Source organism: Christiangramia crocea (genome assembly GCF_022410465.1).
GTDB lineage: Bacteria > Bacteroidota > Bacteroidia > Flavobacteriales > Flavobacteriaceae > Christiangramia > Christiangramia crocea.
The window spans coordinates 55,497-69,954 of the sequence record NZ_JAJSON010000007.1; the positions used below are offsets into that span (position 1 = coordinate 55,497).

At 40.3% G+C, this 14,458-nt stretch carries 10 protein-coding genes; 4 read left to right on the forward strand and 6 right to left on the reverse strand.

The features are described 5' to 3' along the window. Positions 1-37 precede the first annotated feature (37 nt). The 3 genes from LU635_RS01925 to LU635_RS01935 form a co-directional block, all read right to left on the reverse strand. Positions 38-2,212, reverse strand: a complete 2,175-nt coding sequence (locus LU635_RS01925; protein ID WP_240095630.1) for a TonB-dependent receptor — start codon at positions 2,210-2,212, stop codon at positions 38-40. Between the two features lie 521 nt (positions 2,213-2,733). Further along, positions 2,734-3,441, reverse strand: a complete 708-nt coding sequence (locus tag LU635_RS01930; protein WP_240095632.1) for a PKD domain-containing protein — start codon at positions 3,439-3,441, stop codon at positions 2,734-2,736. Continuing rightward, entirely contained in the window at positions 3,438-4,688 is a 1,251-nt protein-coding gene (locus LU635_RS01935; protein ID WP_240095634.1) for a S8 family peptidase, read from the reverse strand. The genes LU635_RS01930 and LU635_RS01935 overlap by 4 nt, the downstream gene beginning before the upstream one ends. Positions 4,689-5,040: 352 nt before the next feature. Here LU635_RS01935 and LU635_RS01940 point away from each other — a divergent pair, with 352 nt between their 5' ends. The 4 genes from LU635_RS01940 (at position 5,041) to LU635_RS01955 (ending at position 11,561) form a co-directional block, all read left to right on the forward strand. Further along, positions 5,041-6,057, forward strand: a complete 1,017-nt coding sequence (locus LU635_RS01940; protein WP_240095636.1) for a helix-turn-helix domain-containing protein — start codon at positions 5,041-5,043, stop codon at positions 6,055-6,057. Between the two features lie 999 nt (positions 6,058-7,056). Next, positions 7,057-9,207 carry a M3 family metallopeptidase gene (locus tag LU635_RS01945; RefSeq protein WP_240095638.1) on the forward strand — a complete coding sequence of 717 codons (2,151 nt, stop codon included), beginning with the start codon at positions 7,057-7,059 and terminating at the stop codon, positions 9,205-9,207. Positions 9,208-9,261: 54 nt separating this feature from the next. Beyond that, complete coding sequence (locus LU635_RS01950) at positions 9,262-10,821, forward strand: amidohydrolase family protein (protein WP_240095640.1); 1,560 nt, start codon at positions 9,262-9,264, stop codon at positions 10,819-10,821. A 167-nt stretch (positions 10,822-10,988) separates the two neighbouring features. After that, on the forward strand, positions 10,989-11,561 hold the full coding sequence (locus LU635_RS01955; RefSeq protein WP_240095642.1) for a pseudouridine synthase: 573 nt from the start codon (positions 10,989-10,991) through the stop codon (positions 11,559-11,561). Here LU635_RS01955 and ggt read toward each other — a convergent pair. From ggt to LU635_RS01970, 3 genes are all read right to left on the reverse strand, one after another. Beyond that, positions 11,558-13,270, reverse strand: coding sequence for a gamma-glutamyltransferase (ggt, locus tag LU635_RS01960; protein ID WP_240095644.1), 1,713 nt, complete (start codon positions 13,268-13,270; stop codon positions 11,558-11,560). The two genes, LU635_RS01955 and ggt, sit on opposite strands and share 4 nt — an antisense overlap. Before the next feature lie 61 nt (positions 13,271-13,331). Next, positions 13,332-13,883 carry a biliverdin-producing heme oxygenase gene (locus tag LU635_RS01965; protein WP_240095646.1) on the reverse strand — a complete coding sequence of 184 codons (552 nt, stop codon included), beginning with the start codon at positions 13,881-13,883 and terminating at the stop codon, positions 13,332-13,334. Continuing rightward, complete coding sequence (locus LU635_RS01970; RefSeq protein ID WP_240095648.1) at positions 13,873-14,430, reverse strand: response regulator transcription factor; 558 nt, start codon at positions 14,428-14,430, stop codon at positions 13,873-13,875. The genes LU635_RS01965 and LU635_RS01970 overlap by 11 nt, the downstream gene beginning before the upstream one ends. Between the last annotated feature and the right edge of the window lie 28 nt (positions 14,431-14,458).

Genomic DNA, 14,458 nt, shown 5'->3' on the forward strand with positions numbered 1-14,458 from the left:
AAATTGAAGTCGCAAATTTGGTGAAAAAACCCATCATTTATAAAACCTGTAGCTTAATTCCACCATTAATAACAAATCCGTCAACCGGAGCGTATATATCTTTAAACTGAGGGTTGGAAATCGAACCAGTATAGATTGAGTCAAACCTGGTTTGGCGTGTATCTGTAAAATTCTCGAAATTCAGGAATAATGAGAATCTTTCCCATTTCATCTCGCTCATCAACCCGAAGATCCAGTAATTATCACCAGTTGTACCATCCCCAAGCTTCTGAGGACCAAAATAGTACCCCTCCAGACCGATCACGAGTTTATCTTCTATCTCATAGACCAGAACATTGTTCAGCCTGTTTTGGGCTACCAGGGGCATTTCTGAAGTTTCATCTCCATAATGTTGATTTACATCAGCCAGTGTATGTCCAACAAATAATTTAAAATTCTTGTAAGATAATCTCACATTTGTTTCAACTCCCTTAGTGTCCAGATATCCTTCAGGCTGTAAATATTCAAAATTCTCTCCCATGGTATTTGTAAGAATAAGGGGGTCGTCTACACGGGTGTAGAAGAAAAGTGTGTTAAGGCTGAAATCAATGGTTTCAAACAGTTCAGTTCGATAATTCATATCGAAATTAGCTCCGTAGGAACGCTCCGCTTCAGTTTCTGAAACATCTACAGGGAGTACATTCTGAAACTGGATTCTTTCGGCATCTTCCGTAAAGATGGAAGGCGTTTTATAGCCAAGCCCCCCTCCAAGTCTTGCAGTAAAGCTTTCAGAAATACTAAACATTGCCGATAATCTGGGTAGTAAAAAAGTACCATAATCGTTCTGGTGATCCAGTCTTAATCCGGTTTCCAGGCTCAAAAGTTCTGAAACCTTCCAGTTATTCTGTAAAAAGGCTCCATAGGTAAGATGGTTATAATCTACTCCCCGGGATTCAGGATTCTCATCTTCGTTAAAGCTATCTACCCAAAGATTGGCTCCTGCAATCCATTCTGACTCCCTGTCTCCAAAAGCATAGGTGATTTCGTTAAAAGAGGCGAACTGATCTCCGGAAAATACAAAATCCGGAATGCGGATCTTTCTCTCAAAAAAGCTAAAACTGTTTTTTATATTCAGACTGGCGCCATTCTCAAAATGCTGCTCATAGCCAGCACGGGTTGTAATTCTCTGGGTATTGTTCTTTTCAAAATAAGGATCCTCTACTCCCCCATCATTTTCAATGAATTCGATATTTCCTCCTGTTCGTTCTTCTATCACGGCATTTACCCCCAGATCCAGAGTAGCATTCTCACTGGGATAATAGAAAAACCTGGGATTCAAAGTATACCTGTCAAACTCCGGAATGGCTGTTAGACCAATATCGGCGGGGTCATAAGGGGTTCCAATATTATAAGAAGCAAAAACCGTGGTGCCCAGTTTTCCAAATTTGTTGGAGTAAAAGGCACTTGCATCAAGACCAAGAGCAGAGGTCCCGTTCAATAACAGGTTAAGTTCTTCCTCGTCTGTAGGCGTCTTCGAAACAAGGTTAACAAGTCCGGCGATGGCTCCGCCTCCATATAATGTTGAAGAAGCACCTTTTATCACTTCCACCTGCCTTAGGTCCAAAGGTACGATCTGAAGAAGACTGAGGCCGCCTGAAAACCCGGAATATAAGGGATACCCGTCTTTTAATAACTGAGTATATTTCCCGTCAAGTCCCTGTATTCTAATGCTCGAATTATACGAAGTGGCTGATGTTTGCTGGGTCTGGATCCCTGTGGTCTCATTCAGGAGCATCCGGATATCACCGGGCTTCATATTTCCTTTTTCCCCCAGTTCTTCACCCGAAATCACTTCCACTCTTGTTGGAAGATCTGCAATGGTGCGTCGGGAACGTGTGGAAGAGATAAAGACCGCATCCATTTGTTCACCAGCCGGATACAAATAGATAGTTTTAATATCTTCATCTGAAAGTGGGAAATTATAACTGGTTTCAAGAGTTTCAAAACCTATATAGCTGAAAATTATAGTCTTTTCTCCATCTGCAATACCGTTGATTTCAATCAAACCTTCATCATTGGCGGTATCACCAAGATTGCTGCCTTTAACCACAGCATTAGCCCCCTGGAGAGGAGTATTCGTTTCTCCATCTATAATACGTGCATTAAAATTATTTTGTGAATAGCAGTTGCCGGAAATAAAAATTATTAAAAGCCAGAAAATCTTATGGTTCATAAGTTGATTTTATAAAGAAAACAATAGTGTAGTTCTTTTAATTATGAACCGGCAAATTTAAGGAAGTAGAGTTAAACATGGCATTCAAATCACACTAAATTGGTCACGGAGATCCAATATGCAAATAACCCCGTTCTTCAAGTTGAAGCTATTCTTTAATTTGAAAAAAGAATGACCTGTTCAATAAAGACTGATGTTCATAAATTCATTTACCAAAAAAGAAAAATAATCGACTTGCCAATAGCTTCTGAAAATAAATGGCTTAATTAAACCCCTGACAAGCAGTGCGGATATTAAACCCAGCATTAGTCCCTTAAAAAGGGATATTTCAAGTATAAAAACAGGGGAGAAATGCCGTAAATGGATAATCCCGGTTAGATTAGTAACCGGGATAATTAAGAATTATATGTTCAACTTCTTATCAATTATGATGTGGAATATGCGGTTTCTACTTTTGGCTTTCAGGAATTATATCAATTGTTCCAAACCAGGTAAGATCCGAATTTACTATAAAAAATGACTTAAAACTCCACAATTACTTCATTAGAACAATATGAGGTTTCAGTAATACAAACCTTAAATGATGCTATCCCGCCTCCTTTTCCCAGATTTATTTCCTGGGATCCATCATTTAAGGATAGTGACATTTCATTATTATTATATATCTCGATACTCTCAGAAGTCCCGGATGGGGTCCATGAAAGAATCGCTCTTGTATTACCTCTCCGTTTAACGGTTCGGACAGTGAGCTCAAGATTAACTGGTTCCGGATCAGGCAATTGTTCAATTAAAAGGTGTCTCCCCTTTGTGGCAGTCCCCCCTCTATTGTCTGTTACTTTCAAGGAAACATAATACCAGCCTTCATTTGGGAAAATATGACCGGGATTTTGAAGGTAAGATGTATTTCCATCATTAAAACTCCATTCCCAAGCTACAATTTCGCCATCTTCATCCCTACTTGTATCGGTGAATATGACTTCCAGTCCATTTTGGTCCTTAGAAAAATTAGCAAATGGTTCTTCGTTAGGAAGCTGCATAGGGTCATCTACCATTATAGGAGTAACCTGGTTCGAACAATCATTAATTCCAGTCAAACATATCTGAAAAGAATCAGGTATTTTTCCTCCTGGATTATAAAACCATTTACCATTATTTGCAGTCTCAAAGCTTAACTTTCCATCAATATAAATATGTACTTTTCCCAGATATGCTTCTAAAGATGAATTCAAGGAAGACCAAACCTCAAATTCCCCTTATCCTTGTAACCAAATACTTCCAAGTCAAGAGAAGCTGGTAAAATCACAGGCTCCTCATTAAGACTGTAAGCCAGACGATTAGGACCTTCTGGCACATTCTTAATAGCATTCTCCGTGGAATTCATAACTATAGCTTCATGAGTCTCGCTAGGTTTTAAATTAGGGTTAGCTTCCAAAAGCAAAGAAGCAATTCCTGCTACATGCGGTGCGGCCATTGAAGTACCACGCCCCAGATGAAATGAACTGTCATTCAAATGATAGGCAGACCAAATATCTACTCCGGGTGCAAAAAGGTCTACACAACTGCCAAAGCTTGAAAAAGAGGCCATTTCGTTGTTAATATCACTAGCAGCTACTGTTATTGCCTGTTCTATCCGGGCAGGACTTATTTCACAGGCGTCCGAGGCACTATTCCCAGCTGCGATCACATAATGGATTCCTGTAGCGATTGAATTTTTGATGGCAACTTCGGTTGGATCCATGTCTGGTTCATAGTAATCCCCGAGGCTCAAATTTACAACTGCAGGCTTCTTGGCATTAAGGGTTATCCATTCTACTGCAGCTAATAATACGGAGTTTTGAGTACCATTCTCACAACCAAATACCTTTACAGATACCAGGTTTACATCTTTAGCTACTCCAACTGTCTTACCTCCTACTGTAGCTGCGACATGTGTTCCATGCCAATGACAATCACCCCCAGGTTCAAGACTGGGATCATTATTAAACCATTCGTTATCCTTGACAAAATCATAACCCAGGCTAGCCCTTCCCTCAAATTCTTCATGGGAATAGTTAATGCCTGTATCTACTATATAAACTGTTACCCCCTTTCCTGTTGAATTATAGCTATAAACATAGTCCAGCTGTGGCTCGCGCTGGTCTATCCGGTCCAAACCCCAGACAGGATAATCCTGCTGAGAACTCTCGATGGAAAAATTCTTAAGCTCCTTATCTTTTACCACATGAGATACATTAGGATTATTTCTTAGTGCCTCAGCTTTTTGTTTACTTAAATTAGCTGAAAATCCTGTCAAGACTTTTTGATATTTATAGACTACAGATTTCTCTGGTATACCTAATTCATTTTCAAGGTTTTCCAGAACTTCCTTGGCTCTGGAATTTTCAGCTGCTGGTTTATCTGAAAGTATTATAATAAAACTTTCACTGTCAGTTTTTTTAAGATTAAGGTCGGCAGTTGTATCGGCTGTTATCTGCATTTCCGAATCAGTACTACATGATAAAATCGCAAGTAAAGAAATGTATACAATTAAGGAATTAAGAAAAACCTGGCTCGATCTAAGAAAAAATATTAAAGAACACATACCTTGAAATTTTGATTGGTTAAAATTCTCAGGAAAATTCAAACGTTTGGGGATAAAAATTATAGCTTCAATGTAGATTTTAAGATTAAACAGGAAAAGGGGAAAAACACCCTAATTGACTGATTTACAGTTTTTATACTTTTATCCGACATGATTTAGTATAAGTTTAACTGATACTTATATGCCAAACCATTAATCAAGTCTTAAATTTAAACAGCTTTAACTTCTACATATAAGCAACTAAGAAATGAAAACCTATCATTTAGATTTAAATGATGTTGATGATTTCATCCCTGAATTAGCTAATGAATTGGGGATCAAGCACAGTGAACACCTGGGAGAATACACATTAAAGGTTCCTAATAAAAATGGAGAAGGTGAAATAAGAGGCATTAATTTCCCCAACGGATTGGGACTCTATACGTATCACTGCAAATTCTATGAAAATCTAAGATTTAAAGTTTCCCTGCCTGCAATTAAACCTATCAGGTTTCTTTACTGCATAGAAGGTGCTGTAGATAGCTACTTTAATAATAATGAAGACTTTACAACCATTGAAAATCACCAGTTTCTGATTGCAGCTCCAAAAGATGGTGAAACCCATAACCTTGTTTTTAAAAAGAATACTGAAATCGCTTTGTGCTACCTGGAAATTGACCGGCTCAAATTCCAGAGGTATTTCTCATTCGATCTTAATCAATTAGAACCCGTGTTTTATAAGATCTTTAGTGATACTAAAGGGAAGAACAGGATCTCTAAAACCGGTAGTTTTAGCCTAAAAACTGCTGAAACCATCAAGGAGATTAAAAACTGTGAAATAGACGGGTTTCCAAGGGTCAACTTTATAGGTGCTAAATCTCTGGAGATACTAAGCTATATGCTCTCCAGGTTTAAAAGAGAAAAGCAAATATTTAAGAATAAAACACTAAGGGAAAGTGACATACAGGCGGTTGAAAGAGTTGTAGAATATATAAATTGCAATATAGCTAAGGTGGGAACGGTAAATGATCTGGCTAAAATCGCAGGAATAAATTCTAATAAATTACAGGAATCCTTTCAGGTTATCTATGGCAAAACCGTAAATGAATACCTAAGGGACATTCGTTTAACAAAAGCTCTGAACATTCTAACTACCGGCGACAAGAATGTAAGTGAAGTGGTTTATGAATTAGGCCTTTCCAGCCGTAGTTACTTTTCCAAAATATTTAAGGCTAAATATGGCATTTCTCCCAGACAAATTCTTGCTACTCAATCTGGTAAGTAAAATTTAAAGAGGAAAAACTATTATTATTAATATGACAAAAAGGGGATTATTCCCCTTTCCAAGCAAGCATCTTTCCAGTACTTTAGTATCAGAAATTCACCTCCCTTTTTATCCCCCCATAAAATATTAAAAATTTAGTTCCGGATATAAAACCTGGAAATATAAAACCCCCATATATAAATCATCATTCATCAATCAAAATTTTTCATCATGACAGCTTTTTCAAAAATCATCGAAAACTTTAGTTCTTTAAACGACGGCAATCTCACTCATCACAGAGCCTTTTTAAATCAACGGTCTGGAAACGGAAGAAGTTGCTGGTACAACCGGAGAAAATTCGGAATCTAATTTCATTAAAAATCATCATTCATCAATCAAATTTTTTTCATCATGACAGCTTTTTCAAAAATCATCGAAAACTTTAGTTCTTTAAACGACGGAAACCTCACTCATCACAGAACCTTTTTAAATCAACGGTCTGGAAACGGAAGAAGTTGCTGGTATAACCGGAGAAAATTCGGAATTTAATTTCATTAAAAATCATCATTCATCAATCATCAAAATTCATCAGTCATGAAATCGCATATCAAAGTTAACATCAAACAACGGCCAAGGGGTATGTATTACGGTTTAATCCTTAGAAGGCTGGCAGAAACAGTGATTATCAGGTGAAAATCCGGCATTTAAAACTGAGGAGCAAGACGGGGAAATCATTCATCAATCAGATTTTTAACTTGAAAGACGTTCTTTCCAGACCCGGACAGTAAAAACCTCAGATTGAATTAGTCAAAGCCGAGTGCCGGATTTTCATTAGATAACAAACATCAATCATCACATCTCAACAATCAATCATCACATCTGTATCTTTTTTAACGAAAGTACCCGGGTTCATCACCTCAGGGTACTTTTTTATTGATTTAATATCTGGTTTCAAATAAAAAGCAGATTCCAAAATTCTAAATGTTCGTATATTCAGGCCACCTTTAACACTATCACAAAATGAACATACAAATAAGAAAAGACCTGGGTATTATATTACTGGTCTCTATTTTTGGCTGTAACAACAGCCCCGAAACTGTAAATGAAAATGAATCAATGAGTAATCCCTTATTATCAGAATGGAGCGGCCCTTATGAAGGTGTACCCGCATTCGACGAAATGAAAGTAGAGCTTGTGAAGCCTGCAATCAGGAAAGGCATGGAATTACATCTTGCCGAAATAGATAAAATAGCCGGCAACCCTGAGGAACCAAGTTTTGAGAATACCATTGTCCCGATGGAAGAAGCAGGAAAAGAACTGGAACGAGCCTTTGTTTACTATGGTATTTACAGCAGTAATATTTCAAGTCCTGAATTTAGGGAAGTTCAAAAGGAACTAGCCCCCGAGATCTCAGAGTTCTATTCAAAGATCAGCCAGAATACAGAACTTTTTAAACGTATCAAAACGGTTTATGAGAACGCTCAGGAAGATTCGCTACCGGCACCAGAGCAACGAACCATAGAGCTTATTTATGAAGAATTTGCCATGCAGGGCGCTAACCTGAATGAAGAGGATAAGGAGCGCTATGCTGCAATAAATAAGGAACTGTCAGAACTATATACCAGGTTTTCCAATAATGTACTTGCCGATGAAGAAAACTATGTGATCTATCTCGAAGAGGATCAGCTTGGTGGTCTTCCCGAATCCTATATAAAATCTGCTGCCAAAGCAGCTGCCGACCGGGGGAAGGATGGAAAGTATGCGGTTACCAATACCAGGTCTTCCATGGATCCTTTCCTAACCTATTCTACAGAAAGGGATCTCCGTGAAAAAGTTTGGAAAAATTATTACTCCCGTGGCGATAATAATGATGAATTTGACAATAACGAGATCATTTCAAAGATCCTTAAATTACGGGATGAACGCGTAGAGCTTTTAGGTTATGATAATTATGCCCAATGGAGACTCCAGAACAGGATGGCTAAAAATCCTGAAAATGCAATGGATCTTATGATGAAGGTCTGGCCTGCTGCCCTTGCCAGAGTGGAAGAAGAAGTGGCCGATATGCAAAAGATTGCCGATGCTGAGGGTGCCAATATCACGATCAAACCCTGGGATTATCGCTTCTATGCTGAAAAAGTAAGGAAAGAAAAATATGATCTGGACAGTGAAGAGGTAAAACAATACCTGGAATTGGGAAATCTCACACAGGCCTTATTCTTTACAGCGGGAGAATTATTCAATTTCAATTTCACCCCTGTTGAAGAAGGGACTGTACCGGTATTCCATGAGGATGTAAAAGTCTGGGAGGTGACCGATAAGGATTCCGGAGAGATCATCGGCTTATGGTATCTTGACCCATATGCCAGACAGGGTAAAAGATCCGGAGCATGGGCTACCACCTATCGTGCATACACAAAACTGGAAGGAGAGAAACCTGTACTGGCTTCAAACAACTCCAATTTTATAGAACCAGCCCCAGGTGAGCCCGTTCTGGTTTCCTGGGACGATGCTGAGACTTTCTTTCATGAATTCGGGCACGCCCTCCACTTCCTTTCTGCCAATGTGAAATATCCAACGCTGAATGGAGGAGTTAGGGATTATACTGAATTCCAGTCACAATTGCTGGAAAGATGGTTATATACAGATCAAGTGATCAATCAGTTCCTCAGACATCATGAAACGAATGAAGTAATTCCTGATGCACTGGTAAAAAAGATTAAGAAAGCATCTACCTTTAACCAGGGCTTTGCTACCACAGAGTTCCTGGCGTCAGCTATCATGGATATGAAATATCACACCACCGATCCGGAGAATATAGATCCTGATAAGTTTGAAAAGGAAACCCTGAAAGAACTGAATATGCCGGAAGAGATCGTGATGCGCCACCGCACACCACACTTTGGGCATGTATTCTCGGGGGAGGGATATGCTGCCGGCTATTATGGTTATCTATGGGCAGACGTGCTTACATCTGATGCTGCCGAGGCATTTGCAGATGCCCCGGGTGGTTTCTATGATAAGGAACTGGCTCATAAACTGGTGAAATATCTTTTTGCGCCAAGAAACGCGATGGATCCTGCAGAAGCCTATAAAAAATTCCGTGGAAGGGATGCTAAGATAGACGCTTTAATGAGGGATCGTGGTTTTCCGGTGCCAGAAAATAATTAATCAATATTCACCCCGAAAAATTTCGGGGTGTTTAATTATAAATTAATACTCAAAATGAAAAAGATATACTTTCTCCTTCCCCTTCTTTTATTTTATATACCTGCATCATTTGGTCAGAATAAAGGAGAAGGGCCCTTTCCCCACCTCATCATACGAGGTGTCACACTTATTAACGGAAATGGTGCTCCGCCAATGGGTCCCGTAGATATTACCGTGGAGAACAATAAGATCACAGGCATCCATAATGTGGGGTATCCAGGAGTGAAAATAGACCAATCTAAGAGACCAAAGCTGAAAAAAGGCGGACGAGAACTTGATGCCAGCGGAATGTACCTCCTACCCGGTTTTATCGATATGCATACTCATATTGGGGGAAAGGCACAGGGAGCAACCCCGGAATATGTTTTCAATCTCTGGCTGGCTCACGGAGTTACCACTGTTCGCGAAGTGGGAGGTCCTGGTATTGACTGGACCCTCGACCTGAAGAAAAAAATTAAGGCTAAGGAACTGGCAGGTCCCAGGATCATTAGTTACTCTGTTTTTGGCTCAGGAGAAGAGGAACCTATCACCACTACTGAGGAAGCCCGGGAATGGGTTAGAAAAAATGCTGAAAATGGTGCCGATGGGATAAAATTCTTCGGAGCTTCACCTGCTGTAATGAAAGCCGCTCTGGATGAAAACACAAAGCTTGGCAAAGGTTCGGCCATGCACCATGCACAGTTGAGCGTGGGACGATGGAATGTACTTAACTCTGCCAAAGCCGGCCTCACTTCAATGGAACACTGGTACGGACTCCCGGAAGCTCTTTTCGATGATCGTACCGTACAGGACTACCCGCTGGATTATAATTATCTTAATGAACAGCACAGGTTTGCCGAAGCAGGGAAACTCTGGGCTCAGGCCGCTGGTCCGGACTCGGAACACTGGAAGCAAACCATGGATACATTACTGGCCCTTGATTTCACCCTGGACCCTACTTTCAATATTTATGAAGCCAGTCGGGATCTGATGCGGGCACGAAGAGCCGAATGGCATGAGACCTATACCCTCCCCTCTTTATGGGAGTTCTATCAACCCAGTAAAATATCCCACGGTTCCTACTGGCATTACTGGGGAACTGAGGAAGAAGTGGCCTGGAAGGAAAATTTCAGGATCTGGATGCAGTTCGTCAACGAATATAAGAACCGTGGCGGAAGGGTCACAACGGGCTCTGATTCCGGATTTATATTCCAGCTCTACGGTTTTGCCTACATAAGAGAACTCGAATTACTCCGGGAGGCCGGTTTTCATCCCCTTGAAGTGATAAGAGCTGCTACATTTAATGGTGCAGAGGCTTTGGGAATGGATGATGAATTAGGTACTGTTGAACCCGGTAAACTGGCAGATTTTGTGATCGTGGAAGAAAACCCGCTTCAGAATCTAAAGGTACTATACGGGACCGGGGCCATAAAACTCACTGAAGATAATAAGGTGGTTCGCGTAGGTGGAGTTAAGTACACCATTAAGGACGGGATCATCTATGATTCAAAAGCACTGCTAAAAGAAGTTGAAGAGATGGTGGCAAAGGAAAAGGAAGAGCAGAATTTTGAGATCACTCAACCCGGAATGGATTAAATGATCTTTTGAATAGAGAGACTGTTTAAAAAGCAAATCGAGGTGTCATTACGAATGAAGTGAAGTAATCTGTTTTTTGAATACAATTATGCAAAGATTGCTTCGTTCCTCGCGGTGACTGATGAAAAGAACTTTTTACACAGCCTCTTTTTTTCTATTTTCGGGCTATGCACAGACATTTCAAGATATATAAACCTTACGGCTACCTCAGCCAGTTCATTACCAATCAGAAGAAACCCGGAAAACATAAACTTTTGGGAGAACTGTACGATTTCCCGGAAGGCACCATGGCTGTAGGAAGACTTGACAAAGATTCAGAAGGCCTGTTACTGTTAACTACCAACGGAAAACTTAGCACTATGATCACAGCGGGGGATTCAGAAAAGGAATACTATGTTCAGGTGGACGGAGAGATCACTGAAGAAGCAATCAGGAAACTTGAGGAGGGGGTTGATATAAGCATCAACGGCAAAATCTATCATACCCTTCCATGTACGGTTGAAAAGCTCTTTAATATCCCCGATTTTCCCGAAAGAACAAAAAAGGTTAGAGACGAGAGGCACGGGCCTACAACCTGGATTAGTGTCACCCTAACCGAAGGTAAATTCCGCCAGGTAAAGAAAATGACGGCGGCTGTGGGATTCCCTACTCTAAGGCTCGTAAGGGTACGTATCGCCAATGAAAAACTTGACGATATGAATTCAGGTGAAGTGAGGGAACTTAGAGAAGTGAAGCTTTAGTATCCGGCAGCCTTTCCATCATAGCTTCTACTATCGGCAGCCCCAAATATCATCCCGGATTCCTTATCGATATAGATGCCCATCGCCTGTCCCTGAACAGACCTCAGCTCAATTTCATGTCCCATTTCCTGATAGATCCTTTTAGTATCCGGTGAAAATCCCCAATCCTCAAACCGGGTTACATCGGGTAACCACTGGTGATGAATTCTAGGTGACTCTATGGCCTCAGCTATATTCAGATTATAATCTATAACATTCACAATAACCTGTAACACTGTATTTATAATGGTACGTCCTCCCGGAGACCCAATGATCATAACAGGTCTTCCTTCTTTTGCAACGATAGTCGGGCTCATACTGGAAAGCATTCTTTTTTCCGGCTCTATCTGATTAGGTTCTGTCCCTATCAATCCCCTGGTATCGGTATGTCCCGGAATAGGATTAAAATCTCCCATTTCATTGTTAAGTAAAAAGCCTGCACCTTCAACAACAATTTTAGAACCATAGGACTGTTCCAGAGTGTAGGTAAGTGAAACTGCATTCCCTTCAGGATCTACTATTGAGAAATGCGTGGTTTGGGGACTTTCATATATTAAATGAGCTTCTGAAAAATTTGCTGAATCACTTACTGAAGCTCTGTGTGGTTCAATGGATTGGCGAAGATCTGCCGCATATTCTTTTGAAGTCAACTTTTCCAAGGGCATAGCCTCATTAAAATCAGGATCGCCCAGGAACAAGGCTCGGTCTGCATAGGCCCTTCTCATCGCTTCTGTTAAAAGGTGAAGGCTTTCCGCTGAATTATGCCCCTTTTTACTCAGGTCAAAACCTTCAAGAATATTGAGCATTTCAATTAATACCGTGCCTCCGGAGCTTGGTGGAGGCATACTAATAATTTCATAGCCGCGGTAAGAACCCTTTATCGGATCCAGTTCCTGTGCTTCATAATTACGAAGATCCTCCCGGGTAATAATTCCTCCTTCAGCTTTCATGAAATCGGTCAGTAATCCAGCCGTTTTTCCTTTATAGAACCCATCAGATCCTTTATCCCTGATACGCTTAAGCGTTTCCGCCAGGTCTTGCTGAACTAAGGTATCGCCTGATCTTAAAGCAGTTTGTTCATCCTTAAGAAAGATTCTGGCTGTTGAAGGGTAAACTTCCTTATTTTGGAGCAACCATGTTGAAAAACCTTCTATTTCAGGACTTATGGGGAATCCTTTTTCAGCAATCTCAATTGCCGGTTGTACAAGGTCGGCCCATTTCAGCTTGCCATACTTCTGATGAGCTTTGTATAAACCTGCTACCGTACCCGGAACCCCCACTGCCAGTATCCCTTCATGATTGGAATTATCCTTTATTTTCCCTTCCTCATCAAGATACATAGTCTTTGTAGCAGCCAATGGGGCTTTCTCCCGGAAATTAAAAGTGGTCGATTCCCCGTTAGCGCTCTGATAAACCAGGAAACCTCCTCCACCAATATTACCTGCGGAAGGCAAGGTTACCGCCAAAACGAAAGCGGTAGTGACAGAAGCATCCACAGCAGAACCTCCACGCGCCATTATATCCCGCCCTGCTTCAGAAGCAAGATAATGACTACTTGATACCATTGCATTTTCAGCACGAACCGGAATACGGCCGCCCTGAGCGATAATGGGAAAGTTAACTGATAGGACTAGAAAAAAGGAGAATACAAGCCTTGGATAAAGGAGCATAAATAAAAATTTAGGAGCTAAACTTAACCAATTTGTTTTATTATCAGGCGGAAAAAGAATTCTAACAATTAGAAAATTCTACATTAAAAGCCTTTTCAAAAAGTTTAAATGTTTCCCGGGCTTTGTTAGCTGCCAGCTCCTTTTCAGTTTCGCTGAATTCTCTGGATCGCAGAAACTTAAGAAATTCATTCCAGCCTTTCATACTCTCGCGGGTGCCAGTAAAGAAAGTTTGCCGGGGCAAGTGTTTTAAGGAACTGCAATTTTCCACCTCTTTACCTATGATCATTCCACCCATGGCAGAACCCTCAATAACATAGGCTGCGCCAATCGCTTCGGCTTCATTCTCGCACCTGAATTTAAATATGGATTCATCCAGATCGTTCACACCCATTTTGGACAGATCCTGCTTTAATCTATTAGATTTATCCCTGGTCTGGCCGGGAATAAATTCAATAAGATTTCTTTCTACCGCAGAATAGGCTATAAAGTTCTGGTAAAGCAATAACTTATATTCTTCAGGACTTATAGAATGGTCCATGATTTTATTGGCAAGATTTTCACCTTCCAGTTTTTTATGCAATTCGGCCGTAGCCTCTCTTAATCTATTCAGCATCATCCTCTATTTTAAACCTGTTCATGGCCTCCTTGATCTTTCTAATATTATCTACCTGCTCTGCATTATCAGCATTTATCTGGTCAAGATACTCGTAGATCTGGTTCACAGTGATCTTATTATTTCTAATACGCTCTCTTAATTCGTCCCTGGCGACCATATTTACAACCACCTTTTTTAAAAAAGGTTCAAGCTTTTCTGCCAGATTATTCATATGTTTTTTCAGAATATAGCCGGAAGCGCCATTAAGAATGGTATTTGCAGCAAGTTCTTCATCTTGAATAGTTCCAGTTATAAAAATAAATTCAATGTTACTATCAAAATCCTTGACCAGCTCCATCACATCAAGTCCAGTACAGTTAGGTAGATTATAATCTGAAAGCACCACATCCGGGGCAAAATTTACAAGGTGCTTCCGGCAATCCTCCAGATTATCGGTAACCTCTATAACTGGGTCTTCTACTATCTTCCGGATCTGCCGTTTAATTAGATTTACATCTGTTTCAAGATCTTCTACTAATAATATGCGAAGGGAAGTTTTGATCATTAGATAATTAATTCAGAAATCGGGAATA

Coding starts and splice junctions, on each gene's coding strand:
- LU635_RS01925 (WP_240095630.1), bottom strand. CDS start 2,212: ATGAACCATAAGATTTTCTGGCTTTTAATAATTTTTATTTCCGGCAAC.
- LU635_RS01935 (WP_240095634.1), bottom strand. CDS start 4,688: ATGCAGATAACAGCCGATACAACTGCCGACCTTAATCTTAAAAAAACT.
- LU635_RS01940 (WP_240095636.1), top strand. CDS start 5,041: ATGAAAACCTATCATTTAGATTTAAATGATGTTGATGATTTCATCCCT.
- LU635_RS01945 (WP_240095638.1), top strand. CDS start 7,057: ATGAACATACAAATAAGAAAAGACCTGGGTATTATATTACTGGTCTCT.
- LU635_RS01950 (WP_240095640.1), top strand. CDS start 9,262: ATGAAAAAGATATACTTTCTCCTTCCCCTTCTTTTATTTTATATACCT.
- LU635_RS01955 (WP_240095642.1), top strand. CDS start 10,989: ATGCACAGACATTTCAAGATATATAAACCTTACGGCTACCTCAGCCAG.
- ggt (WP_240095644.1), bottom strand. CDS start 13,270: ATGCTCCTTTATCCAAGGCTTGTATTCTCCTTTTTTCTAGTCCTATCA.
- LU635_RS01965 (WP_240095646.1), bottom strand. CDS start 13,883: ATGCTGAATAGATTAAGAGAGGCTACGGCCGAATTGCATAAAAAACTG.
- LU635_RS01970 (WP_240095648.1), bottom strand. CDS start 14,430: ATGATCAAAACTTCCCTTCGCATATTATTAGTAGAAGATCTTGAAACA.